The organism is Chryseobacterium sp. IHB B 17019, assembly GCF_001456155.1.
Taxonomy (GTDB): domain Bacteria; phylum Bacteroidota; class Bacteroidia; order Flavobacteriales; family Weeksellaceae; genus Chryseobacterium.
The window spans coordinates 3,584,899-3,609,734 of the sequence record NZ_CP013293.1; the positions used below are offsets into that span (position 1 = coordinate 3,584,899).

Genomic DNA, 24,836 nt, shown 5'->3' on the forward strand with positions numbered 1-24,836 from the left:
GACAGTCTTTTATTTGTTTTAAACATTCCAAAATTCCCTATCCAGACTTCTATATTGTATCGCTTCCGAAACATGCTGTGACAAAATATTTTCAGACTCCTCAAGATCGGCAATAGTTCTGGCTACTTTCAGAATCCTGTCGTAGGCCCGGGCAGAAAGATTCAGCTTTTCCATGGCTAGTTTGATGAGGTTGAACGAAGCTTCATCCAATTCACAAAACTTTTCGATTTCTTTCGGCCCAATCTGAGCATTATAACTGATTTTTAAATCCTTATATCTTTCCCTTTGAATATCCCGAGCCGTAAGAACGCGCTTTCTGATTTCTTCGCTTTTTTCTCCTTTTCTCTTTTCTGCCAATTGTTCAAATTCAACTTTCTGGACTTCAATATGAATATCAATCCGGTCCAAAAGCGGCCCCGAAAGCTTATTCATATACCGTTGCATCTCGTAAGTGCTGGAAGTATTATTCGGGTCGTCCGGGAAAAATCCGCTTGGGCTGGGATTCATGGAGGCAACCAACATAAAGCTCGCAGGATAATTAACGGTAAATCTCGCCCTCGAAATGGTCACCTCCCGGTCTTCCAATGGCTGTCGCATAACCTCCAAAACCGTCCTTTTGAATTCCGGCATTTCATCCAAAAATAAAACACCGTTATGAGCCAGAGAAATTTCGCCGGGCTGCGGATAACTTCCACCTCCGACAAGTGCTACATCCGAAATTGTGTGATGGGGAGCCCTGAACGGCCGAACGGTCATCAATGAAGTCACTCTTCCCATCTTTCCTGCAACAGAGTGGATTTTTGTTGTTTCCAAAGCTTCCTTTAAACTTAATGGAGGCAAAATACTGGGAACCCTTTTGGCAAGCATGGTTTTGCCACTTCCGGGAGGGCCTATCAAAATAATATTGTGACCGCCGGCTGCTGCAACTTCCATTGCTCTTTTTGCAGTCTCCTGTCCTTTAACCTCCGAAAAATCGAACGGAAAATCGTTGATTTTTTCCTGAAACTCTTTTCGGGTGTCAATTTCAACTTTTTTAAGTGGCTTTCCCTCATTAAAAAAATCAATAACTTCCTTAATATTTTCTACACCATACACATCGAGATTATTGACAATTGCTGCTTCCCGTGTGTTTTGTTTTGGAAGAATAATTCCTTTGAAGCCTTCTTCCCTGGCCTGAATTGCAATTGGCAGAACTCCCCTGATCGGCTGTAAAGTTCCATCCAGGGAAAGCTCACCCATGATAATGTATTCATGTACATTTTCTGCAAGAATCTGATCAGAAGCAGCAAGGATTCCGATAGCAATACACAGGTCATAGGCAGCCCCTTCTTTTCTGAGGTCTGCAGGAGCCATATTGATCGTGATTTTCTTTCCGGGAATTTTATAGCCTACATTTTTCAAGGCCGCGGAAATTCTATAGCTGCTTTCTTTAATCGCATTGTCGGGAAGCCCAACCAAATGATATCCTACCCCGCCTGTATCTATATTGACTTCTATCGTAATTGTCTGTGCCGCAACACCGTGAATGGCACTTCCAAAAATTTTAATCAGCATTTATCGTGTTTTGCTGTAAATTTAATTTATTTTTCTAACTCCAATTTTTCAGCAGAAAAAATAATTTTCGCACTTTGATTAATTTAAAATAAAATATTTTTATGTTATATGATAAGTATTTAAAAATGTAAGTCAGTCATTGGTTATACAGTTTTTTATTAATTTTTGCCTTAAAATTACAGGGCATCTTATGCTTTTTTTAACTGTTTTAATTTATGGCATTATTCTTGATAATTTTGTGAAAATTTACATTCGGAATATTGAAACGGTAAATATTATAATTAAAAAAACACAAGATGACAAGAAAAATTACTTTAAGTTTATTACTTACAGGTGCTGTAAGCTTTTATTTTCAATCTAATCTTTTAATAGCACAGGAACGGAATCCTTCCGAGCAAACATCCAACAACAGTTTACCTTCATTTAAAACCAATCCTTCAACGGGAAGTTTCCAGTATGATATGGATGGGAAAAATGTTACTTCAAAACAGCTGATTAATCGTTTAAATGAATGGATGGATGCTAACAGTGACCACACATTTAAAATTATTAATGAAGAAAGTGATGATTTAGGATTTAAGCATATTACTCTACAACATTATTATAAAAATGTAAAAGTAGCCGATGAAATAGTATCCCTGCACGAAAAAAATGGGTTTTTAACTTACGTAAATGGTGAAGTAACATCCAAAATAGACCTATCAACAGGAAATTCTTTATCTCAATCTGAAACTGAAACTATCGTAAAAGCAGATCTTAAGAAAAATATTGAGCTTTCTTTTTCTAATTTTGAACAGGCGATTGCTACAATTGACACAGGCAGAGGAATTCAAAGCTTTTATGTATCAAAAATTGATGTTTTCGCAGCAAGTCCTTTGCAGTCTTTTACTTATTATATTGATAATTCTTCTCGTAAAATCATTAATAAACTTTCAAAAATACGTCATACAGACACTCCATCCACAAGTGCAACGCTGAATAAAGGTAATCAGCAGATTACTGTGGATTCTTACAACGGAAGCTATCGATTAAAAGATAATGCAAGAAAAATCTACACTTACAACGGAACCAATACTACGATCAATCCCGTAACCGGAACATTACAAGGCATTACGAATGCAGAATATACAAGCAATACACCCAACTTCACTTCTGATGCCACAAAGGCTGCGGTAGAAGTACATTGGGGAATGGAGAAAACGTATGATTATTATTTAACGAGACATAGCAGAAACAGCTATGATGGTCTTGGTTCGGTAATAAAAAATTATTATAATTTCAGTGATTCCGGGGACGGGACAAATGCTGCTGCGGTGGATAACAATGGTCAGGTTTTTATGATTTTCGGTAGTGGGAAGTATTTGAATGCTCAGGTTTTTAATCCGTTGGTAAACCTGGATGTTACGGGACATGAATATACCCATTTAATTAGCGGAAGAAACGGCCACGGAGGCTTAAATTATCAAAAAGAATCCGGCGCGCTGGATGAATCTATCGCAGATATGATGGGAACAGCAATAGAGTTTTACTCAGGAATTACTCCCAACTGGACTATCGGAGAGGGAATACCAATTCCTGTATCAGCCTATCCGGGAACATATTTTAGAAACATGGCCAATCCTAATGTAGCACAGTCAATTGCAGGCTCTGCCCAACCTGATACTTATCTTGGAACTTACTGGCAAAATACTAATGTGACACCTAGTGAAAGTAACGACCACGGCGGTGTTCATACAAACAGCGGTGTCGGAAATTACTGGTTTTATCTCTTATCTGTAGGAGGTTCGGGAACCAATGATATCGGGAATACTTTTGCGGTGTCGGGAATCACTATTCAAAAGGCTGAAAAAATTGTTTTCAGGGCCTTAATGAATTATCTCACCCCAAATAGCGGCTATATGGATTTTTATAATGCAACCAAAAAAGCAGCCATTGACCTGTACGGAATTACAAGCAATGAAGGCTTGCAGGTTGCAAAAGCTTGGTATGCCGTAGGAATTGGCAACGGAGTTTTGGCTACTACAGAGGTAAAACCTTTAGAAAATAATATTAAAATTTATCCTAATCCTGTAACTCAGGGATCTTTTACTATCGAAACCAAAGAAAACAGAGATACAAAATATGAGCTGTATGATCTTTCAGGGAAGCTGTTGATTCCTTCCCAGAAGCTGAACTCGGGAACCAATAAAGTTTCTGTAGCCGGAATACAGTCGGGAGTTTATTTATTAAAATTAATTTCAGAAGGAAATACGGTTTCCAAAAAAATTATTATAAAATAATCTTACAATTTAGAAATAACAAAGCTCGCTGATTTAGCGGGCTTTTTCCATTTATTAAAATAAAAAGCGCAAAGCAAAAAAGCCTTGCGCCAGAGAGAATTATTGAAAAAACTAAAATCCACTGTCGGACTTTATATCTTATTTCTTGATGAATTTGTTTTTATAAATCTTCCCATCTGCACTTTTAGAAACAACCATATACGTTCCCGGAACAAGGCTGCTTACATTAATAGGTTCAGAATAGATATGATCTTTTTTCTGCTGTACAAGCTTTCCGGACATATCGATAATAGAGATTTCCGTGTATTTTTTCTCTGATACTTTCCCAATGTATAGGAATTGTGAAGTCGGATTCGGATAGATACTTAAGCTGTTTTCCTTAGGTTTTGTTTCCCCTGTTGATAGGTTACAGAAGCTCCAGTTTCCGAAGTTTAATTGCATATATGCCGCGTCACTTAACATTTCACATTGGTCAGGACAATATTCCGTACAAGCATAAAACCCGTAAAATCCTGATTCTGTAGCTACATAAGAATCCCCTGTTGCCCCTGCAATGATACAAGGATCGGTAGGCGATGGCGGATTACTGCTTGGAAGGCATTTGAACCAAGTATGATGCCCATAAACACCTGGGAATCCGTTATTAAGCTGTACACTCGCTCCCTGACAAACATTATATACCCCAGGCCCTACTTCTTCATAAGTTCCGGGCTGAAGATCCACCATCATGAAAGGAAGTCCGTAAGCATATCCATCCGCAAGGATCGACGGGCTTTCTGCGGTACAATCTCCATCAGTAACTTCCACCTTGAAGTTGTGCAGCATGTCATCTGTTCCGTTAATTGTCAGGGTCTGGGAATTTGCACCCGGAATTGCTACCCACGGATTAGGATTTGGTGATTGCCAATACCATTCCTGTTTGTACCATTGATAGCTGGCATACGTCTGTGTTGTAGAAAGTGTTTCGCTTTCAGAATTACAAAAAACCACGCTCCCGGAAAACATTGTTCCCAATCTTGGGCTTGTAATCGTTGGTGTACACTGCTGTGCCTTTATATTTAAAAAACTTAAAAACAAAAGGCTTAAAAAAATTAGTTTTGATTTCATATACTCAATTTAATTGTGTTGGTTTTAATATTAATCAAGCAATAACCTGATCCCGAATTTCAGATTGAAATTCAATGGTTTTTCTTTGTATACCGTATTTAATGAGCTGTTGTCCTTAAAATGATAGCTCACTCCCGGCTCAGCATAAATCCCTATATTTTTGATTACTTTCAATTGTAACCCCACGGCTCCGTTTACAGAAACCTGAATAGGCTTTTCGCTGATATTTTCTTTGGTCTCTTCTTTTATTACGCCATCAACGGTATATTTTGTTTTAATATCACCGGAAACTGCTTTCTCTATCACCGTTCCTCCTGCTACATAGCCTGTAAATGCGCCTTTCTCAACCACATTATAATTAACCTGAACAGGAATTCCCACATAATGAATATTCTGCTCGCTGCTGATAAAATTGGAACTGCTTCCCGTGGTAAGATCTGCAGAAAGCCTGGTATAATTAATTCCCGTTCCTATGCCCCATCTTTTACCCAAATTATAATACACGGAAGCCCCAAAGGTGATCGGTGTTTTATGCTTAATTTTTGCATCCACTTTTTTATCCTGATTGGCTATAAGAATCGCCATTAAAGGATCTGCTCCATAATCCATTCCCCATATTTCCGGAAGGCTGAGTGTGGTTCCGTTCAATGTGGCATATCCCGGATACTGCTCACTGGAATTTGAGGATGCATTTCCTGTAGCTACGCCTAACATCCATCTTTTGGGTTGGTTTTTGGCTAGTTTTGCTTTTTCCGCCTCTTCAAATTTTTCTTTCCATTCTCTTTCTTCTTTGGTCAGGAGCTCGTAATTTTCTTTTTCTCCGTTATTTTCTTTCTCTTTAATTGTATTTTCTTGAGCCAGATTTTGATTTTGGTTAAATAAATTCCCTTCCTGGTTTGGTTTTTCAACTTCCAGCACTGAATTGTACCAGATATTCGTTTCGGGATTATTTAAAGGATTTTCAAAAATATTTTTATTAAAAACATGACTTATGCTTGAATTAATTTCACTTAAATCATTTCTTTCGTTAAAATAATTCTCAACAGCTTTATTCTCTTTTTTAATTGATGGTTTCTGATGAGAAATCGCTTCTCCTGAGTTTGTTTTGGATTGATGAGATGAATATTTTGATTGTTTTGACGGTTCTTTTTTTCCATTAAAATCTAATAATTTACCTCCGATAAAAAACATAGCAATAGCAGCCGCAACCCCGCCAATACGATATAGCAGAGTTTTGTAATTCATTTTGACAGCATTTTTCTGAGCTTTAAGATCACTAAACCCAACAGCCTTTTTGGCATCATCCTCCCCGAATAACTCGGTGCTGATGTCATTCCATAGCCCGTCCGGAACATCTTCTGTGTGATCTTCCATTTTATTGCGCAGATCATTTAACCATTCATTATTCATATTGCGCTGCTTTTGACATTTTATATTCTTTTATTTTCTGGGCAAGCATTGCCTTTCCTCTGTGAAACTGGGAGGCAGAAGAATTCTCTGCGATGCCCATTATTTCTGCAATTTCTTTATGACTTTTCTTTTCGAAAACATAGAGGTTGAAAACCGTCCTGTACCCTTCCGGAAGTGAGCGTATCATCTTCATTATTGTATGCTGTGAAATTTCTTCTAAATCGGGCTCCTCCTCTTCAATTTGCTCATCCGGAATTTCAAAATCTCCTGAAACAGTCTTCAAATCAGGATTTTGTTTTATATGTTTTAAAGATTCATTCACTACTATCTTTGTAATCCAGGCTCTCAAAGAACCACTTCCCCGATATTCAAAAGACTCAATAGAGCGGAACATCTGTACAAAGCTGTTTTGTAAAACATCGTGAACATCCTCTTTATCAATAATATATCGCGAACAGACATAGGTAAGACTACCTGAATAAGCTCCAAAAAGCTCCTTCCAAGCGGCTTCCTCCTTTTTCAGAAGGCGGTTTACCAGAATCTGCTCATTATTTTCTTTCATTGATTCATTGCAACATCATCCATTGACTATTGATTTTACATAATGCAAAGATAGGCAAGCCTCAGAAGAGGCTCAACCTATTTGACAAATAACCATTACTTAATTTTTAACACTAATTGGGACATCGTATTTTATTGTCTGATAAGGGGTTAATTCTAGTCCGTCAACAGTTATTTTTTCAGCTTCCAATCCAAACCTCAAAGACCAGTCGTACCCAATGAAAAATCCTTTTTGCTTAGCCACCAACTTCACTACCGTGTTTTTTACAACTCCGTCCACAGGAATCTGAAAGGCTAAAGTTTTAGGCTCAAAAGATAATTCTACCACGTTCTGACCGCTATTTATCTTTGATTGATAATTTAATGTATATTCCACTTTCCCGATGTGCGCCAGTGCTGTATCTGCTTTTACCGGATCTGTTATGATCGTTTTTACAATTTCTCTCACCGGGAAATCCTTAAAAGTGATGATTGTATCTTTTGCTTTAAACTCAATGATCTTTTCGTTGAATTTACTTCCCTGTGAAGTCACCAATCTCGCTTTATAATTTCCGTTTACATCTTCCAGTTTTACTGGAGTCGGCTCGTATCTATCATCATTACAAGATGTTAGAGAAAGCCCCAAAAAGACAGTTAAACCCACTATTAAAGATTTAAGTACTGTTAATTTCTTCATATTCTGATTTTTTAGCATTAAATATTATTCCTTTGAGTACTCAACTATATAAATCAGGTTTTTCGGAAATCTTGCATGAGAATTAACAAAAATGTTTTAAAAAATTCATAACTAGTTGATCTTTAATAGTAAATTTTTTATGTTCTAAAAATTATTTTTAAGTTTTTTTATTTTAATACATTTGTTAAAACATCTTTTGAAATGAATTTTGAACAGGTCAATTTGCATCTAGACGCTTATAAAGAACACGACCAGATTCTTGATGCGGCAGAATATCTGATACGCTCATTTAATCTGGAACATGAAAATTTTGCAGGATTCGGATTCAGGCCGGAACTTTCCCCGAACTCAATGCTGCTAACAGCTGAAGGTGAATTGGGAGGGCCACAAAAAGTAATGATTCCTAAGAATTTATTTGATTTTGATCTTAATTTGGTTTTAAATATGGTAGCTCATGAAATGCTTCACGTACGTCAGAAAGCACCGGGACAAGTGGTTGAAGATAAGAATGAAAGGGAATTTCAGGCCTATTATGAAATGCTCTTTCATCAATTTTTCCCACAAATTCCGGAAGTTTCAGATTTTCATAAAAAGGCATTTGGAAACAAAGCACTGGAATATTACAAAAGAATGGGTGAAGGCTCTGAGCTTCAACAAAAATATGCAAAACAGAAAACAGAAGTAGAACACTTAATCAACTCATTATCATGACAATAAAACCCGAAATCTCGTGGACAGATTTTGAGAAAATAGATATCAGATGCGGAACGATAATTTCTGTAAGTGACTTTGAAAAGGCCAGAAATCCTTCTTATCAGCTAGAAATAGATTTTGGAGATTTGGGCATAAAAAAATCATCCGCACAGATCACAGCTCTTTATCACAAAGAAGAATTGGTCGGAAAACAGATTCTTGCCGTTGTTAATTTTCCGAAGAAACAGATCGCCAACTTTTTCAGCGAATGCCTTGTTTTGGGAGTGTACGGCGAAAACAAGCAGGAAGTAACATTAATTACAACATCACTTCCTACAAAGAATGGCCTTCAGGTTGGTTGATTTTTATGGGTGCAAAGTTTTAGTTCCCAAATCAGTAATTTGTCCAAAGGTTACTGTAACACTGCCGGTATTTTCATCCACATAACCGGTGCCATCATCAGCATCATAAGAAACCGTGTAATTTCCCTGTGGCAAGCCTGAAAACATAAAGAATCCGTCAGTATTAGGAATTGCAGTCGCGATAGTATCCGAAGCAACAATCGCATGTACCACTGCTTCAGCTGCCGCTGGCTGTACATATCCTTTTATCTGTCCGTTGGTAAGCTCAGAGAAAGTTCTGATCACTGGTTTTAAAATATAAGATCCGTTTCCTGTTGTTACGATAGACTTTCCTGCATCAAAATCTATCCATACGGTATAAGCTCCATTGGCCGCTAAAGTTTGGTGCCAGTTGAACTTGAGCCCGCTTTGCTGTGCAGACGGAGTTTGAAGCGGATGTGTAACTCCATTGACAACTAATGTATTATTCGGGCCTAAAATCATTCGCATCTGAGAAACTTCTCCTTCCGGCAATACTGCCTGACCTAATACCACATCGGTTCCGTTCTTAAAGTTTAGAAGGTTGTAAACTCCTGGATTTGGAAAGTTTAGGGCGACCCACTGTCCGTTGCTATTGATCTCAATCCCCCGAATATCAATATTAACAGCATCATAATCCGCAGGTCCGTCAGTAAGACGTACGTTTACTGTAGCTGTACCACTTTCGTCGGAATCATTGCATGAAGCGAAAAAAAGCACGCATATACAGCTGCCTAATAATATAAAATTTTTCATAGAATGATATTTTGTGTATAAATTAAACGTTTTTGGTAATTAATTTATTATGTATATTCGGGTTCGAAATGCAATAAAAATGATACAAAACATTCCTTTAGAAAGGATTTTATTTCTTGATATTGAGACAGTTCCCGGTGCAGCCTTGTGGGAAGATCTATCTGAGACCGAACGCTTGCTCTGGGATAAAAAAACGAGGTTTCAAAGAAAAGATGAAATTTCCGCAGAAGACTTTTATCCGGAAAGAGCCGGAATAATGGCAGAATTCGGAAAAATTGTCTGTATTACCATCGGTATGCTCGAAAAGAATGATACCTTAAAAATAAAAAGTTTTGCAAATCACGATGAGAAGAAAATGCTTCAGGAATTTGGCGAAATATTTAACAGTCCGAGGCTTCGGGATGTGATTCTTTGTGCTCACAACGGAAAAGAATTTGATTTCCCCTGGATAGCCAGAAGATTCTTAATCAATGGAATACAGCCTCCCACTCCATTTCAGATGTTCGGGAAAAAGCCTTGGGAAATTCCGCATATTGATACGATGGAATTTTGGAAGTTTGGGGATTACAAAAGCTTTGTCTCATTAGAATTATTAGCCCATCTTTTCGGAATTCCTACTCCGAAGGATGATATTGACGGATCAATGGTTTCATCAATCTACTACATAGAGAAAGACTTGCAAAGAATAGTTGACTATTGTGAAAAAGATGTCTTAACTTTGGCAAATATTTTCCGGCGGATGCGTCAGGAAGATTTGTTGAAAAGGTACATCAATTTAGATTAAAAAATGAAATTTACAGACGATCAGATTGCTGACATTGGTGAAGAAATCATCAAAGTCTTAAAAACCGTGTATGACCCTGAAATTCCGGTTGATATCTATGAATTGGGGCTCGTTTATGATGTTCAGATTTCCGATGATGCGGATGTTAAAATCATTATGACCCTTACTACCCCGAACTGCCCTGTTGCAGAAACGCTTCCACAAGAAGTAAAAGACAAGGTGGCAGAGGTAGAAAACGTAAAAAGTGTTGATTTAGAGCTTACTTTCGAACCGAGCTGGCACAAGGATATGATGAGTGAAGAAGCGAAGTTTGAGCTGGGAATGCTTTAAAATTTGACTTTAAAATATAACAGGCTGTCAGTTTTTGGCAGCCTTTATTGTTTACACGTTTTGTCACTCTGAACGAAGCGAAAGCGGAGTGAAGAATCTCTCTAAACTAACGCTGAGATTTTTTCTTCGTCAGAATGACAAATGGACAGCTACTTTTTTAACTTTCCCTTGCAATTTCTTTTCCTTCCCTTCTGCTCCATTCGCTCCAAGAGCCTACATATAAATGCGGGATTTTGAGCCCGGCATAGTTCAATGCTAAAATAGTGTGACAGGCGGTAACTCCGGAACCACAGTGAATAATTAAACTCTGGGGCTTATTCTGTAATAATTTTGAATATTTTTCTTTTAAAATTTCTGGTGTAAGGAAATTTCCATTTTCATCAAGGTTCTCTGAAAAAGGAATATTAATGGCTCCGGGAATGTGTCCGGCAACTAAATCAATAGGCTCAGATTCTCCTTTATAGCGATAAGCATCTCTTACATCAATTACAGTAGAATTATTGTTTATCAATTCATTTTCAACATCTTCCAATGTCGAAACCGGAAGAAGCCAATTGCCTTTTTTAATTAGTTCTGCCTTTTCAAAAGTTTCTTCACCCGATGAAAACTCTAATCCTTCTTTTTCAGCATTTTGAAATCCGCCATCCAAAATCTGGACATTTTCAAACCCAAAAGATCTTAACATCCACCAAGCTCTTGCTGCTGCATTTGCCCCGTTTTTATCGTCATAAACAACAATATGGGAATCCTCTGAAATCCCAAGCTTTGAAAGTGTTTCTGCAAATTTTTCGGGACCTGGAAGAGGATGCCTTCCTCCGAATGCGGCATTTTCACCAATTTCAGCCAGATCTTTATCCAGATCTATGAACCTTGCTCCTTTGATATGTTTATTTAAATAGTTTTGATAAACATCTTTTCCGGCTCTCGCGTCAAGAATGATGAGCTTTTTGGTTGGAAGATTCTTTAATTCGGAAGGTGAGATGATGGGTAACATTTTGTTGATTTTTGGTTTGATTAAAGTAATTTTTGGCTAAAGCCATTTGAGTTTTGAATAATAAAGCGGGCTAAAGCCCGCTCCTATTGATATTTTTAATTTATTTTAATTATTGAAATCCTTCGACAGGCTCAGGATGATATCGCTAATACTACATTTTCTATTTAAAAATGAAAAATATCTTTCGCTTTATTATAAGAGCTTTCGAAGTTTAATAAATTTAATTTGTGATCGATTTTTTCTACACTCATGAAGTTAATAAGCTGTTCTGTAGGCATATTTCCCACCAGATCATCTTTTGCCATCGGGCAACCGCCGATTCCTTTGATTGCTGTATCAAATCTTGTACAGCCGTTATCATGGGCCGCCTTTAATTTTGAATAGGAATCTTCATAACGGTTATGAAAATGTCCCCCAAAATTAATATCCGGATATTTTGAAGGTATTTTGTCGAACAAAAGAGCAATGGTTTCCGGCGTTGCAACTCCCGTTGTATCAGAAAGTAAGATATTTTTAACTCCAATTTCTGAAAACCTTTGTGCCCAGAAATCTACATCTTCCCATTTCCACATTTCACCGTAAGGATTCCCAAAAGCCATTGAAAAATAGATGTTTAGCTGTCTGTTTTCTCTTTTTACGAGTTCAAGCATTTTAACGATTTCATTGAAGGCTTCTTCCTGATTCTTATTGGTATTTCTGTGTTGAAAAGTTTCAGAAATAGAAAAAGGAAAACCGATAATATCCACAGACTGATGTTTTAATGCTTTTTCAGCGCCCCTGTAATTTGCTATAATCGCAGAAACTTTTGTGTTGGAGCGGGATTTGTCAATATTTTCGGCAACCTCATCAGAGTCGGCCATTTGGGGAATTGCTTTCGGGGAAACGAAACTAAGACAATCCAATACATCAAAACCAACATCCATGAGAGAGTTGATATAATCTATTTTTTTATCAGTCGGGATAAATTCTCCCCAACCCTGCATTGCATCACGCGGACATTCAGTAAGAAACATTGGTACTTTTGATTTTCTCAAATATAATAAAACTTATCAATTTCGATTCCGAAACATACAAAGCTAACATTAATTTGATTCTCAAAGGTTTATATCTTATTTAAAATTTCGATAATTCATATTCAAATACCAATAACGAATCTAAAGCTGAAATTACATTATGGAAAAGCAAATATGGTCGTTAAGATTCATTTAAAAAAACAGTTTATAATTAAGAAGCTGTCACATAAAACTCATCAATTCAGGATTAATTGATAGAAGTTGAAAATGTGGTACATTTTGTTTTCAAATTGGTAAACAAATTGCATATATACTCACAGAATAATTAAAATACTATTAAAATTAACAGCTATGAATATTTCTTATTACGATTTTAAAAACCTGCCGGATCAGGCTCAGTGCAATATTGTTATGAATCAGGGACGTGTGATGAATGAGACAACAATAGACAAATTAAAATATGTTTTATATGAAATTTCATATTTTACTGTTGAGATTATTTATAATACGGCCAATAATACAATCGCAGGGATGAATGTATTTCAAAATAAGGCGGTATATTCAAATTAGATTAAAAATTTTATCTTTTTAATTCTATCCAGACGGGAGCATGGTCACTACTTTTCTCCCAACCGCGCACGTGACTGTCAACACCTCCTGCCTGCAAAGCCGAACTTAAATAAGGACTTAACAGAATATGGTCCAGCCTGATTCCTGCATTACGCTGATAAGCTTTGTACAAATAATCCCAGAAAGTATAGATTTTTTCCTCCGGATAAAGGGTTCGGATAGAATCAAGCCACCCTTTTTTCATTAAATCCTGGTATACTTTTCTTACTTCTGTCCTGAAAAGGGCATCATTTTCCCAACGTTCCGGCTTATGGACATCAAATGGTGTCGGAATAATATTAAAATCCCCGATAAGAATAGCCGGAAGTTCCATTTTTATTAATTCATTTGTTCGTTTTTTAAAGCGCTTAAGCCATGCTAATTTATAGTCAAACTTAGGTCCCGGATAAGGATTCCCGTTCGGAAGATAAAGACAGCAAACTACAATATTATCAATAATTGCTTCTATATATCGGCTCTGGAAATCATCAGGATCTCCCGGTAAAGAATCCTGCACCTCTACAATATCAAGATCTTTGGTAAGTATCGCAACCCCGTTCCAGCTTTTCTGCCCTTTCCAAATAGCTTTGTAACCGGCTTCATTAATGGCATTTACAGGAAATCGTTCTTGTGGGGCTTTTAATTCCTGAAGACAGACAATATCCGGCTGGGCTTCTTTCAGCCATTGAAGTAAAACCGGCAGACGGCCGTTGACACCATTGACATTATATGTTGCTATTTTCATTTTTTTGAGAATTAAATTAACCTTAAATAAAATCCGACAATAATTATTCCATCATGATGTGTTGGCAACTTAGTTTAAAGTTATGAAAGAATTACATTGTATATTTGTAAAAATTTTATATCAATAATGAGCGCAATAGAATTCAACCAATTGTGGAAAGAAAAGTTACTGAACCGTTTTCTTAGTTATGTAAAAATATATTCAACAAGTGATGCAGAAAGTGAAGCAACACCTTCTACACCTCAACAATGGGATATCGCAAAATATATTGTTGAAGAGCTGAAAACGATCGGTCTTGAAGATGTTTCAATTGATGACAATGGCTATATCATGGGATATGTGCCTTCAAATCTTGAAAATAATGATAAGCCTACCATTGGATTTATTTCACATTATGATACTTCGCCGGATTTCAGTGGGGAAAATGTAAAACCACAGGTTTGGGAAAATTATGACGGAAGTGATTTGGTTTTAAATCAGACAACAGGATTTACTTTATCGCCTTCAAAATTTGAAAGTTTAAAGCAATATATCGGTCAGACTTTAATTACAACCGACGGAAATACACTTCTTGGAGCAGACGATAAGGCAGGTTGTGCAGAAATTGTAACGGCTGCAGAATACTTGATCGCTCATCCTGAAATAAAGCACGGAAGAATTGCCGTTGGATTTACTCCAGATGAGGAAATCGGAAGAGGTGCACATAAATTTGATGTGGCAAAATTTGGGGCGGAATTCGCTTATACAATGGATGGAAGCGAGGTTGGAGAATTGGAATATGAGAACTTTAATGCTGCAGGTGCTGTCGTAAAAATCCACGGATTGAGTGTACACCCCGGTTATGCTTTTGGAAAAATGGTGAATGCTGGTCTTTTAGCTGCTGAATTTATTCAGCTGCTTCCGGCTAATGAAACTCCAGCTACCACGAAAGGTTTTGACGGATTTTATCATTTAATGGATCTTACCGCTGATATTTCTGAGGCTAAACTTCAATATATCATCCGCGATCATGACGCTGATAAATTTGAGGCAAGAAAGAAATTCATGGAAGAAAAAGTGGCTGAATTTAATCAAAAACACGGTGCAGGAACTGCCGAAGTCGAGATTAAAGAGCAATACCGCAACATGAAACAGCAATTTGAAGGTAAAATGCACATCATCGATCTTGCCGCAAAAGCAATGAAAGAAGCGGATATCGAACCTAAAATCAAAGCAATCAGAGGCGGAACAGACGGAGCGCAATTGTCATACATGGGACTTCCTTGTCCGAATATTTTTGCAGGAGGAATGAATTTCCACGGACCTTATGAATATGTGGCTTTAGAGAGCATGGAAAAGGCGGTTGAGGTGATTGTGAATATTGTGAAGGCGTAATGCTTTACTTATAAATTGAAAGCCAGCTGATTGAGCTGGCTTTTTTATTTGGCAGAGATTATTTTCTAACTTCAGCTCTTTCAAGCTTATTCCTGTTATCTTCCGCTCCGCAAAGTCTGTGACTTTGAGCTAATCATTATAATTATTATATTTCCAAAACTCATTTTTCTTAGTTACATCAATTACAGGATTATCTGCCAGTTCTACATCCAATAATCCATTTCCCAGAACATAATTACTTGCAGATGAATATAAATAATGATGTGCCTTATCTACCAGACCCGCCCTTATAGGATTTAAATAAATATAATTAAGCTTATCCCATAAAAAGGGCAAAGTATAGATTTCCTCCGCATGATTACCATACTGCCAGAATTGATAGGTTTTATTTCTGCTATGACTTTCTGTTGCTTTAGAAAATCTTTCCAGCATCCATTCTCGCCTACTTTCTGGTTCTGTTTGTATTTTCTCTAAATATTCTTTGATGTAAATTTTTTAAAATCTCTGATTAAATCTGACAGCTTACCTTCTTTTGATTGTATAATTAAATGAATATGATTACTCATTATGACATAGCCATACAGTATAAGACCTTTATGTTTTTTACAATAGTCTAGGGACTCAATTATTACATCTCTATAAACTTTTCTTGTGAAAACGTCTACCCAATCTACAACTGTAAAGGTTATAAAATGTGGCTTCTCCTGATCTCTTATAATGTATCCTTCTTTCATCTTTTTGTTTTTTACTATAAATGTAAAATTAATTTCCTTTTTAATGTAAAACCCGCTACAATTTAGTAGCGGTTTTTTTTAATTAATCTGGCTCAAAGTCACAGACTTTGCGCAGCGGGGGTTGTTAGTTATAAACATCCTTTCTTTCTAAGGAGTTCTTTTATCTCTTGATATTCTTTTGCAGAGTGGTCGGCTTCATCTACTATCCAGTCTTTCATATAAATATCTTTAGGATTCACTGCTCCGCCTTTTTTGTATAAAATCTTGCTACAATTTGCTCCCTGCTGTAAAAGATATAAAACAACATCGTAATTTTTGAATAAAGCAGCAGCAGATAGAGCATCTTCTCCATTCGGATTAGTATAATTTATGTTAGCCCCATTTCCAATAAGTAGCTTTACTAACTCCAAATTATTTCGATTAGATGCTGCTATTAGTGGAGTAGCGTAGGTTTTTTGTTCTTCCTTTCCACTATTACATTCAACATAATTAACATTTGCCTTGTATTTAATCAGCTCTTCTGCATACTTAGTTTTATCATCAAAAGATAGAGCTATTTCAATTAATGGTGTTGTGCAATGTAAAGAATCGGCAATGTTAGGATTAGCTCCTAACCTCAAGAGTTCTTTAAAAGCTTTGTAATTATTATTATAAGAACTTAAGTGTAAAAGGGTTTTCCCATATAGAGTTTCTTGATAGTTTAATATTCTAGGATTCTTTTTCACTTCTTCATCGATTTTATCTACATCATCATCCCAGACTGCTTTTGTCAGTTCCCAAGCCGGAGTATCCTGAAACAATCTATAATCCGCACCCAGAAGTTTATTCTTATCTGCCTTTTTATTCCTGTCTATCTTGCTACAAGCCACTGCCATTAATAACAATGAAAATAGTATTATAATTCTTTTCATATTATTTTTTGTATTTATCAGGGTTAATACCTAAATGCTTCACCATATGATCCATGCTGTGTCCATTAAATATGGCCCCTGCTGTTCTTGGAGTAATATAGTGTTTTTTTCCGTTTACATCCGGCATAATTAAACCTGCGGATGTAAGGCTATTCTGTAGTTTGTTAAGAGGATCTGTTCTCATAATATAAGCATCAATAAGCCCTTCAGTTCTGAAGGCTGCAGTAAAGCCTCCAAAAAAGCCTTTCATATCTGAGTTACTAAACCCGTTCAGATACTTTGTAGACATACCTACGCCTGCAGCATTGAAGGTAACAGCTGATCTACGGGTAAGATTAGAATTAAGTGCCGCTAAACCGCCCCCTAATGAATGTCCCGTATAGGTAAGCTCTATATCACCTAATTGGTTAGAAATTGCAGTAGCATTTTGAGCTGATAAAGAATATTGGCTTGATGCGCCCAATGGTTGCACTAAATCCGCTACACCATCCTTTTCTATATCTTCTGTCCCTGCTGTGGCATAAGCATATTCCGTAACTTTTCCATTGACCACTCTCTCATAAACCTGAGATTTAAAACCAGACTCTATATCATTTAAACGAACTCCATCAAATTTTGTTTTAGAAACTCTCCATCCGCCAATCAGCATATTATCTTTATGCTCACCATATACATGCAATGCCATTGCCGATGCCTCCGCGGGAGTTGGTTTTTTACCATCTGGGTCAATGTAACGAATCGGATTATCAAACGCATAGGCATAAGGCGACCAGCTTGGCATCTTCTCCGCTAGCGGATCCACATTCAGCCAAAGAGAAACTCTAGGATTATAATATCTCGCCCCATAATACATATACCCCGTTTCAGCATCCAATTCCTTGCCATTAAATTTATATGGGCTATGGTTACTGTTTCTGTGGTTTTCTACAAAGGTTTCACCACTCGGGAAATATTCAATATTTTGTGTTACTTCACCGTCTATTCCCGTAATATAGCTGCTTGATCCCAAATGATCCGGATGGAACCAATAGATCTGGTTTTCTTTAACTCCTGGATAATCGCTGACACAGTTTCCATTAAACCCTGCATTTTGTCCGTAATTTGGCGGTGGAGTTATTGAATTTTGCTGCATTATGGTCAAACTACTTTGGGTAGATGTCTGCAAAATAGTATTAGAAACTGCGACAGGATTTATAGGCGGTGTACTTCCTGCAAATGGTATGATCAGCCACTGACAGTTGAAGGCTCCTACATTTTTACCTGTTCCGTTTTTAGTAACTATTCTCTGACTTCCTGCATAATAATGTTTGGTATATTTTGGTTCTAAAGCTCCTGTATTATCAAACGAGAAATTTAAAGTTAATAATCCGTTTGGATACATTGTTACTGCATGAGAAGTTACGATCGGTTGTGGCCAAGTGTTCGTTTGTTCTCCTGCTGTTCTGAATAAATAGCCGGAATATAATACATCTTTTATAATTCTCTCTCCTCCTGCATCGTAGGTATAAATCGCCGCTCCGTCAATTTCGGGTGTAGAAGGATTGGTGTCTACAAAGCGTAATCTGTTTTCTTCATCCCATTGATAAACTGCTTTCTGCTCATCCAATCCACATGTTTCCTGTACTGTTTGCAGAGGGTTTCCTTTTTGGTCATACTCATATCTATGGAATTTCACTCCCGGATCGTTCGGGTTACAGCATGTAGAAGTCGGAACCAGGTTCTGCTCATCTATAATGGTAGACGGAGCATGTGGGTGTGCCGAATCTTCATATTTATAGTTTAATCTATAAGATGTTGGTTCTAAAGCCGTCCAGTTGTTATTTGTTGCGCCTGTAGTCCATTCATGCTTTTGTGTTTTGCTCATGATATTATGCATATTATCATAAGTCATTCCTACAGTATAACGATGGCGCTCTTCCTGACCTTGTGTATTGATTCCTCTCCAGTTTCCTGAAGCTGAAGTCAGACGATAGAGATCATCATATCCAAAAGCATGGTTGGTTCCTCCACCCAAAAGGCCATTGACTATAGGAGCATTGTTATGGATCTGCATGACATTTGAGACAACATCATACTGATAAATATTCTGCATGAAATGTCTTGTACTGTTTTTAGCAAACATTTTCAACAGTCTCCGGCGGTTTGTTTCATACTCATATGTAGTTTCCGTACCGTTACCATTGGCTAAATAGACTCTCTGCTCAAATTTGTCATATCCTATATTATTGATCATCGGATAACTAAATCCGTCTTTTGCAGAGGTTACCGTCTTAAGGTTTCCTGCTTTATTATAGGTATAGTTTAAGATTTCCCCGTCAGGATAAGTAATAGCTTTTACACGATTCCAGGTATCATACTTCCATTCTGTACCGAACCAGTATACTCCTGCATTAGGCACTGCCACCGAACGTCTTTGGTAGGTAAGCTCTCCTAATCTTCCGTATTTTAAATACTGTGTCCCTGTTGCATCTGTCTGATACCATAGTCTTCCTACAGAATTATTATCCATCGCGGCAGCATCCAGCGCATTTCCGTAATAATATTTTACATTGTTTTCGGGGTAAACAGGGTAATTAACTGCTTTTAATCTTGTATAATCATATTGATACTCTACAGTTTCATTAGCTGAATTCTTTTTACTTAACATATTCCCCGCAGAGTCATAGGTATAAGTAGTCAATCCACTATCCGGGTGAGTATAGGCTGTTCTTCTACCCAAATCATCATAAACAGATGTGGTAATATTTCCCTGTACATCTTTTACCTGCTGTATTTCACCAATGGCATCATGGGTAAACTGAGTTTTAATATCTCCCGTATTTGAACCTTCAAAAACGGATGTCGTCCTGCCTTTGATATCGGTATATGTTTTTTTAACACTTCCCAATTCGTCAGTAAAAATAGTCTCAAACATGTTTCTTCCTTGAACATCGTTTGCAAAGCCATACGAAATTGTTGAGAACAGGTTTTCTCCAGGTAATTTTGTGTAAACGACTCTGTCCAATACATCGTATTGATTAATTGTAGGTTCAATATTATCTACATCCGGATTATACTGGATATTGTTTGAGCCCACACTTTCAACAGTTGGGTAATATGTTTTTAATGCCCTTCCAAATGCATCTTCTTCTACTTTACCTGCAACAATATATTTTAACCCCTGATTATGAATATCTCCGGTTTTTTTAACCTGAACAGCTCCTCCGAAACCATCGGCAATTGTTATTGTATTAATCGTATTATCTGCATATTCCGGATCATAATGCTTAGTAATTGCATAAGATTGTGCGTTTGTAGCATTTTGTGGGGCATCCGTAATTGGATTATATTCAAATTTAATCGTCCACGGAATATTGTTGAACATTTCATACGGCCCTGTGATCTCAGTTGTTCTTGCCTTCGCATCATAAACATATCTCATTGGTTGAAGATTCATATCCTCAGTAAGAGTTGGCAATCCAAATCTAAAATCATATTTTGTTTTGCTGCTATATCCAAATGCGTCCTGAACTTTTACCGGGTAGGTTTTTACATTATCATCATAGATATACTGATGGAAAAATCTTTGGTTTGCATAATTTGCGGGACCTGTAGATTTGGTGATATTTCCGTAAATATCATATTCAAAATCATAAACAGAATAATTAGCACCCTGATTAAGGATCGTCATTTTTGAAAGATCCCCGTTTGAGTTATATTCTGCTTTTTTCTCCCTGGTGACACTATTTGCTGTATTTTTAACTGACGTAGGTGCAACTATATAAGCCGATGGGTTGACCAATGTATAAGTAACCGTACTATTTAAAACTTCTGAAGCACCGATATCAGGATCTCCCAAGTCTTCTACTTCTGTTGCATTACCCCATTGGTCATATTTTTTTATTTTTGTGTTTGTAGTTTTCCAACCTGTATCTCCTTCGGTAAAGTGAGAGTTTGTATTGTCTAAGGCTACAAAACAAGCATATTCTTCATATGTTTTTTCGTTTTCTTTTTCTTTATATAAAAATGAATCGTTCGTGCTTTTTATTTTTCTTAATGAATAATTACTAACCTTTGTTGTCCACGTCTTATTATTTGAATCTATAAGTCTTTCAGTAAGCAATGCTCCCTTCAGGTAATAATTACTATTATTAAATTTTTGTATCGTTTTTCTATAAACCACATTCGAAGAAGCTCCACCTTGTTTGGTATCAATTTGATTGACTGTAACACCATCAAACCCATAGAATGTTCTTTCTCTACGACTATAATATGGATTTGAATAATCAACAGTAACCTTTGAAATATCAACACCAAATGCACCATCTCCTGTAAAGCCATCGTTGGTAATTACGCTTTTTAAAACATATTTACTTTGTGGCATATTGTAAGTATTTCCTATTCTTTCATAAGCAACCTCCCAAGATCCTCCCATTGGGGTTGTTACTTTTTTAAGAAGGTTTGTCGTGCCTATTTGGTTGAGGGATACTTTAACATTATCTGCATCATCCGATGTTACAAAATCAGGATAGCCATCCCCATTCATGTCTTTGAAGGTAGCATTAGACCTTGAGGTAGAAGTTCCTTTCGAAACTCCTAATGTAACATTCAGTTTTAGTCCGCTCACACCGGCAACAATAGGAATAGGAATTAAGATAGTTCCTGCCGCATTTCCTCCAACACTCACAGATACATCTTTATGGATATCGTCTCCATTTGGAAAGCTTAAGTTTAATGGAGTACCAGACATTTTATCTCCTAAATTAAGATATACCGTTGCATTATTTCCGGCATATTCTACCTTATCTGCTAATCCGTCACCATTAATATCAACCAATTCTTTTGTAGTTTTACTTGTATTGGAACTAAAATTGACTCCGAATTCAAAACTACCTCTAAACAGGCTTATTCCTCCTCCAAGTCCAAATCCGGCCCCTTTTCCTTCAGAAGTAAAATCCGTTCCCCAGGAATCGTTTCCTGCAAAGCCGTTTCCGATATTCAACTCAAAGCTATTTGTATTAAATTTATCCGGAAGCCCATCCCCATTAATATCTAAAAATGTCTGTTTGGAATTTTCACTTGAAACATCTCCATTTACACTTATTGAAAGCTTTGTTGAGCCCTCTTTACTGTTAACCGAGCTCTCTATTAAGCTTTCATTAAATGATTTATTTTTAGAATTTTTACCGGCCGTCTGTATAAATGCCATTCTGGAAGATTCTCCATGTACAAATGAATATCCGGACGAGACGCCTGTAGAACTGGCTTTCGAAATAGACTGGCTTCCCACACTCATTGATTTTCCAGATAAAAATCCTATAGGATATGTTATTTTAACATTGGTTTTATTAAAATCATCAGGGAAACCGTCTCCGTTATAATCTAATACGTTACGCACAGATTTTGCTTCAGAAAAAATAGTTTTTGAGGCGTTTATACCCGCAAAGCCTACACTAGCTCCTGCGCCCACGCTCACACTCTGATTTTTCAGTTGAATGTCAGGAGCATTCAATTCAGAACCGACAGCTTGGCTTAGTGAATGGTTATTAAAATTAGAGTCTATATTATGAATTCCCAAACGTGAAGCATTGATTGTATTTTGAGATATATAAACAGTAGGATCAATATCTACTAATCTTCCTTTGTCATCATTGTTTACATTAGAATTAATTGTCAGGAAATAGTTTTTTGACAATGCTCCATCATTATCTGTAATAGCAACATTCCCGTTAGCGTCAATAGTAGGTTCGTTGATTGTAGGGTTTGTTCCCGGGTCTGTGCCATAAGCATTGTTAAGTTTCAGCCTCGTTTCATCTACTTTCATTTCAGCAATTGTTCCTCCGTTGGCAAAATTGCTGTTAACATCATAAGCTTCAATAATATTTATTTTAGCCGCATTATTACCATTTAACACAAATGCTCCCCAGCCACGGTATAGGATTCCGAGCCTGCTGTCGTATTGATCTGAGTTTAATGCCGATGTAGGATTTTGTGGAGTTAATACCGGTTTATGCGGAGGTGAGTTTGTAAAGTTTGTAATGATAGACTCACTTCCTCCATTTGTAATGTAGATCTTTCCATAATCACTTGATCCTGATGCATGAAAGAAGTTTAAATGATAACTATAAACGCCTGGTTGTAGATCTACAAAAGTATTTTTAGCAATTCCTGGCTGGCCGGATAATGTAGAATTCGGGAAATTAACACCTGCTCCGGAGGAATCAAGAATTGAAAGCGTAGCAGAAGTAGTAGGAACATAATTTCCTATTTCAAAATATAATCTTGTCGTTTGCCCAATAATAATTGTTCCATTATTGGATGAAGTGCTTGTGTATTGCTGGAATAAATTATTAGGGTTATTGATATAATTAAGACCATTGTTTATTAATCGTGTGTTTTTAAGTATTGTAGATTGAAACCATAAAAATTTTACATTAATATGATTTTTATAATAATTTATTGTGGTGAAAAAATAATTAATTTTTCCTTAGTTGATCATATATATAATATAATCCTTCTTGACAATTCAAATATCAAGTAGTAAAAACTGTGTTAAAATTAAGTGATTATCTATTTTAATTCCCCATTAAGAGAAATATGATTAGAAAAGAAATCTAATAAGAAGTATACATTTTTCATCGGATTGTGTTTAAATTTTTGTGTTTTATGAAATTTTTACAAAGATATAATCTTTTCATAAACTAAAAAGGAATGTTTAGAAAATTGCTATTTGCTACATATTGATTTAACAAAAAACCACTACAAGAGCAGTGGTTACAATATTTAAATTAAATAAATTTTAATCATTTTGCTGATTTCCCAAAAAAGCATCCCAACCCTGTGCTGTCAACGCCACAAGTTGATTAGAGCCTCTCGCCACCATAAAATTCCCTTCTTCTTTTTCTACAGCATGACCGATAATCGTAAAATCCGGGTGGTTTTTAATTTTGTCAAAATCATTTGGTGAAATCGTGAATAGCAATTCATAATCTTCACCTCCACTTAATGCTGCCATTACAGGATTTAAATTAAATTCATCCGCCGTAGTTATCGTTAGATTATCCATCGGGATTTTCTCTTCATACAATCTAAAACTTACTTTCGATTGATCAGAAATATGTAGAATTTCCGAAGCCAAACCGTCAGAAACATCAATCATAGAAGTTGGTTTGATATCCAATTGTTCTAAAATAGCTTTCACATCAGTTCTTGCTTCAGGCTTTAATTGTCTTTCCAGAATATAGTCGTAGCCCTCCATTTCAGGCTGCATATTCGGATCTGCAAGGAAAACGGCATGCTCTCTTTCCAGAATTTGAAGTCCCATATAGGCACCTCCCAAATCACCTGTCACCACAAGTAGATCGTTTGGTTTTGCAGTACTTCTTTTTACAATCTTTTCGTCATTTTCAAGTCCTATTGCTGTGATGCTCATGACAAGTCCGGCATTAGAACTTGTTGTATCTCCGCCAATTAAGTCAACTTTGTAACGACTGCAAGCCGCCTGAATTCCGGAATAAATTTCTTCCAGCGCTTCCACCGGAAAACGATTTGAAACAGCCAGAGAAACTAGAATCTGAGTCGGAGTTGCATTCATTGCTGCAATATCGCTGAGATTAACAACAATGGCTTTGTATCCCAAATGCTTCAACGGAACATATCCCAAATTGAAATGTACCCCTTCCGCCAAAACATCGGTCGTAAGGATAACTTTTTTATTTTCAGGGTTAATAATGGCCGCATCATCTCCCACTCCAAGCTCCGAGGATTTATTGGATAAGGGAAAATGATCTGTTAAATGCTTTATTAAACCAAATTCTCCTAATTTAGAAATCGGCGTTAATTCCGGTTCTTTATCTTCAAACATATCTTTTAATTATAAGTGATGATTGATAAGAGATAAATGATTTGAAGATCTTTAGCTATCAATGATCATTTACCTCTTATCAT

Annotated in this window: 21 protein-coding genes; 7 read left to right on the top strand and 14 right to left on the bottom strand. The window is 36.6% G+C overall.

All coding sequences use genetic code 11. The annotated features are described in order from the left end of the window. Positions 1 to 18: 18 nt before the first annotated feature. Positions 19 to 1,554: a YifB family Mg chelatase-like AAA ATPase gene (locus tag ATE47_RS16565; RefSeq protein WP_062162999.1), complete on the bottom strand. Its 1,536-nt coding sequence runs from the start codon at positions 1,552 to 1,554 to the stop codon at positions 19 to 21. 296 nt (positions 1,555 to 1,850) lie between these two features. Between ATE47_RS16565 and ATE47_RS16570 the strand changes: the two genes are divergently transcribed. Then, a complete protein-coding gene (locus ATE47_RS16570; RefSeq protein WP_062163000.1) occupies positions 1,851 to 3,833 on the top strand; it encodes a M4 family metallopeptidase in 1,983 nt (660 codons plus the stop codon). Positions 3,834 to 3,971: 138 nt separating this feature from the next. On the opposite strand, the gene ATE47_RS16575 is transcribed toward ATE47_RS16570, so the two are convergent. The 4 genes from ATE47_RS16575 to ATE47_RS16590 all read right to left on the bottom strand — a co-directional run bounded on the left by ATE47_RS16575 (position 3,972) and on the right by ATE47_RS16590 (position 7,587). Then, complete coding sequence (locus ATE47_RS16575) at positions 3,972 to 4,940, bottom strand: T9SS type A sorting domain-containing protein (protein WP_062163001.1); 969 nt, start codon at positions 4,938 to 4,940, stop codon at positions 3,972 to 3,974. 30 nt (positions 4,941 to 4,970) lie between these two features. Then, positions 4,971 to 6,350 carry an outer membrane beta-barrel protein gene (locus ATE47_RS16580; RefSeq protein WP_062163002.1) on the bottom strand — a complete coding sequence of 460 codons (1,380 nt, stop codon included), beginning with the start codon at positions 6,348 to 6,350 and terminating at the stop codon, positions 4,971 to 4,973. Then, the gene (locus ATE47_RS16585) at positions 6,343 to 6,912 is read right to left on the bottom strand and encodes an RNA polymerase sigma factor (protein WP_062163003.1); all 570 of its coding nucleotides are present in this window, start codon (positions 6,910 to 6,912) and stop codon (positions 6,343 to 6,345) included. Before ATE47_RS16585 ends, ATE47_RS16580 begins: the two co-directional genes overlap by 8 nt. A 99-nt stretch (positions 6,913 to 7,011) precedes the next feature. After that, the gene (locus tag ATE47_RS16590) at positions 7,012 to 7,587 is read right to left on the bottom strand and encodes a DUF4840 domain-containing protein (protein WP_062163590.1); all 576 of its coding nucleotides are present in this window, start codon (positions 7,585 to 7,587) and stop codon (positions 7,012 to 7,014) included. Between the two features lie 201 nt (positions 7,588 to 7,788). Here ATE47_RS16590 and ATE47_RS16595 point away from each other — a divergent pair, with 201 nt between their 5' ends. Together ATE47_RS16595 and ATE47_RS16600 are read left to right on the top strand one after the other, a co-directional pair. After that, positions 7,789 to 8,298 carry a hypothetical protein gene (locus ATE47_RS16595; RefSeq protein WP_062163004.1) on the top strand — a complete coding sequence of 170 codons (510 nt, stop codon included), beginning with the start codon at positions 7,789 to 7,791 and terminating at the stop codon, positions 8,296 to 8,298. Next, the gene (locus tag ATE47_RS16600) at positions 8,295 to 8,642 is read left to right on the top strand and encodes a tRNA-binding protein (protein WP_062163005.1); all 348 of its coding nucleotides are present in this window, start codon (positions 8,295 to 8,297) and stop codon (positions 8,640 to 8,642) included. The genes ATE47_RS16595 and ATE47_RS16600 overlap by 4 nt, the downstream gene beginning before the upstream one ends. Positions 8,643 to 8,645: 3 nt before the next feature. Here ATE47_RS16600 and ATE47_RS16605 read toward each other — a convergent pair whose 3' ends face one another. After that, a complete protein-coding gene (locus ATE47_RS16605; protein ID WP_062163006.1) occupies positions 8,646 to 9,416 on the bottom strand; it encodes a DUF4382 domain-containing protein in 771 nt (256 codons plus the stop codon). A 79-nt stretch (positions 9,417 to 9,495) separates the two neighbouring features. On the opposite strand from ATE47_RS16605, the gene ATE47_RS16610 reads away from it, so the two are divergent. Then, positions 9,496 to 10,200 carry a 3'-5' exonuclease gene (locus ATE47_RS16610; RefSeq protein WP_062163591.1) on the top strand — a complete coding sequence of 235 codons (705 nt, stop codon included), beginning with the start codon at positions 9,496 to 9,498 and terminating at the stop codon, positions 10,198 to 10,200. 3 nt (positions 10,201 to 10,203) lie between these two features. Further along, entirely contained in the window at positions 10,204 to 10,530 is a 327-nt protein-coding gene (locus ATE47_RS16615; RefSeq protein WP_042722805.1) for an SUF system Fe-S cluster assembly protein, read from the top strand. A gap of 157 nt (positions 10,531 to 10,687) precedes the next feature. Here the strand turns inward: ATE47_RS16615 and ATE47_RS16620 are convergent, their stop codons facing one another. Continuing rightward, the gene (locus ATE47_RS16620) at positions 10,688 to 11,524 is read right to left on the bottom strand and encodes a sulfurtransferase (protein WP_062163007.1); all 837 of its coding nucleotides are present in this window, start codon (positions 11,522 to 11,524) and stop codon (positions 10,688 to 10,690) included. A 164-nt stretch (positions 11,525 to 11,688) separates the two neighbouring features. Beyond that, the gene (locus tag ATE47_RS16625; protein WP_062163008.1) at positions 11,689 to 12,537 is read right to left on the bottom strand and encodes a hydroxymethylglutaryl-CoA lyase; all 849 of its coding nucleotides are present in this window, start codon (positions 12,535 to 12,537) and stop codon (positions 11,689 to 11,691) included. Between the two features lie 351 nt (positions 12,538 to 12,888). On the opposite strand from ATE47_RS16625, the gene ATE47_RS16630 reads away from it, so the two are divergent. After that, positions 12,889 to 13,107, top strand: a complete 219-nt coding sequence (locus tag ATE47_RS16630) for a hypothetical protein (RefSeq protein WP_062163009.1) — start codon at positions 12,889 to 12,891, stop codon at positions 13,105 to 13,107. 10 nt (positions 13,108 to 13,117) lie between these two features. Here the strand turns inward: ATE47_RS16630 and xth are convergent, their stop codons facing one another. Then, positions 13,118 to 13,891, bottom strand: a complete 774-nt coding sequence (gene xth, locus ATE47_RS16635) for an exodeoxyribonuclease III (protein ID WP_062163010.1) — start codon at positions 13,889 to 13,891, stop codon at positions 13,118 to 13,120. 126 nt (positions 13,892 to 14,017) lie between these two features. On the opposite strand from xth, the gene pepT reads away from it, so the two are divergent. After that, positions 14,018 to 15,265 (top strand): peptidase T, encoded by a 1,248-nt coding sequence (pepT, locus tag ATE47_RS16640; RefSeq protein ID WP_062163011.1) that lies wholly within the window; start codon positions 14,018 to 14,020, stop codon positions 15,263 to 15,265. Positions 15,266 to 15,394: 129 nt separating this feature from the next. Here the strand turns inward: pepT and ATE47_RS19485 are convergent, their stop codons facing one another. The 5 genes from ATE47_RS19485 to thiL form a co-directional block, all read right to left on the bottom strand. Further along, complete coding sequence (locus ATE47_RS19485) at positions 15,395 to 15,697, bottom strand: hypothetical protein (RefSeq protein WP_335338438.1); 303 nt, start codon at positions 15,695 to 15,697, stop codon at positions 15,395 to 15,397. Between the two features lie 38 nt (positions 15,698 to 15,735). After that, positions 15,736 to 15,999: a transposase gene (locus ATE47_RS19490; RefSeq protein ID WP_309804313.1), complete on the bottom strand. Its 264-nt coding sequence runs from the start codon at positions 15,997 to 15,999 to the stop codon at positions 15,736 to 15,738. A gap of 128 nt (positions 16,000 to 16,127) precedes the next feature. After that, positions 16,128 to 16,910 carry an ankyrin repeat domain-containing protein gene (locus ATE47_RS16650; protein WP_082632631.1) on the bottom strand — a complete coding sequence of 261 codons (783 nt, stop codon included), beginning with the start codon at positions 16,908 to 16,910 and terminating at the stop codon, positions 16,128 to 16,130. A 1-nt stretch (position 16,911) separates the two neighbouring features. Beyond that, the gene (locus ATE47_RS16655; protein WP_062163013.1) at positions 16,912 to 22,803 is read right to left on the bottom strand and encodes a toxin TcdB middle/N-terminal domain-containing protein; all 5,892 of its coding nucleotides are present in this window, start codon (positions 22,801 to 22,803) and stop codon (positions 16,912 to 16,914) included. 885 nt (positions 22,804 to 23,688) lie between these two features. Continuing rightward, positions 23,689 to 24,753 carry a thiamine-phosphate kinase gene (thiL, locus tag ATE47_RS16660; RefSeq protein ID WP_062163014.1) on the bottom strand — a complete coding sequence of 355 codons (1,065 nt, stop codon included), beginning with the start codon at positions 24,751 to 24,753 and terminating at the stop codon, positions 23,689 to 23,691. Positions 24,754 to 24,836 lie beyond the last annotated feature (83 nt).

Bases quoted from the DNA above. Each gene is read 5' to 3' on its own strand.
- ATE47_RS16565 (WP_062162999.1), bottom strand. From the start codon at position 1,554: ATGCTGATTAAAATTTTTGGAAGTGCCATTCACGGTGTTGCGGCACAG.
- ATE47_RS16570 (WP_062163000.1), top strand. From the start codon at position 1,851: ATGACAAGAAAAATTACTTTAAGTTTATTACTTACAGGTGCTGTAAGC.
- ATE47_RS16575 (WP_062163001.1), bottom strand. From the start codon at position 4,940: ATGAAATCAAAACTAATTTTTTTAAGCCTTTTGTTTTTAAGTTTTTTA.
- ATE47_RS16580 (WP_062163002.1), bottom strand. From the start codon at position 6,350: ATGAATAATGAATGGTTAAATGATCTGCGCAATAAAATGGAAGATCAC.
- ATE47_RS16585 (WP_062163003.1), bottom strand. From the start codon at position 6,912: ATGAAAGAAAATAATGAGCAGATTCTGGTAAACCGCCTTCTGAAAAAG.
- ATE47_RS16590 (WP_062163590.1), bottom strand. From the start codon at position 7,587: ATGAAGAAATTAACAGTACTTAAATCTTTAATAGTGGGTTTAACTGTC.
- ATE47_RS16595 (WP_062163004.1), top strand. From the start codon at position 7,789: ATGAATTTTGAACAGGTCAATTTGCATCTAGACGCTTATAAAGAACAC.
- ATE47_RS16600 (WP_062163005.1), top strand. From the start codon at position 8,295: ATGACAATAAAACCCGAAATCTCGTGGACAGATTTTGAGAAAATAGAT.
- ATE47_RS16605 (WP_062163006.1), bottom strand. From the start codon at position 9,416: ATGAAAAATTTTATATTATTAGGCAGCTGTATATGCGTGCTTTTTTTC.
- ATE47_RS16610 (WP_062163591.1), top strand. From the start codon at position 9,496: ATGATACAAAACATTCCTTTAGAAAGGATTTTATTTCTTGATATTGAG.
- ATE47_RS16615 (WP_042722805.1), top strand. From the start codon at position 10,204: ATGAAATTTACAGACGATCAGATTGCTGACATTGGTGAAGAAATCATC.
- ATE47_RS16620 (WP_062163007.1), bottom strand. From the start codon at position 11,524: ATGTTACCCATCATCTCACCTTCCGAATTAAAGAATCTTCCAACCAAA.
- ATE47_RS16625 (WP_062163008.1), bottom strand. From the start codon at position 12,537: ATGTTTCTTACTGAATGTCCGCGTGATGCAATGCAGGGTTGGGGAGAA.
- ATE47_RS16630 (WP_062163009.1), top strand. From the start codon at position 12,889: ATGAATATTTCTTATTACGATTTTAAAAACCTGCCGGATCAGGCTCAG.
- xth (WP_062163010.1), bottom strand. From the start codon at position 13,891: ATGAAAATAGCAACATATAATGTCAATGGTGTCAACGGCCGTCTGCCG.
- pepT (WP_062163011.1), top strand. From the start codon at position 14,018: ATGAGCGCAATAGAATTCAACCAATTGTGGAAAGAAAAGTTACTGAAC.
- ATE47_RS19485 (WP_335338438.1), bottom strand. From the start codon at position 15,697: ATGCTGGAAAGATTTTCTAAAGCAACAGAAAGTCATAGCAGAAATAAA.
- ATE47_RS19490 (WP_309804313.1), bottom strand. From the start codon at position 15,999: ATGAAAGAAGGATACATTATAAGAGATCAGGAGAAGCCACATTTTATA.
- ATE47_RS16650 (WP_082632631.1), bottom strand. From the start codon at position 16,910: ATGAAAAGAATTATAATACTATTTTCATTGTTATTAATGGCAGTGGCT.
- thiL (WP_062163014.1), bottom strand. From the start codon at position 24,753: ATGTTTGAAGATAAAGAACCGGAATTAACGCCGATTTCTAAATTAGGA.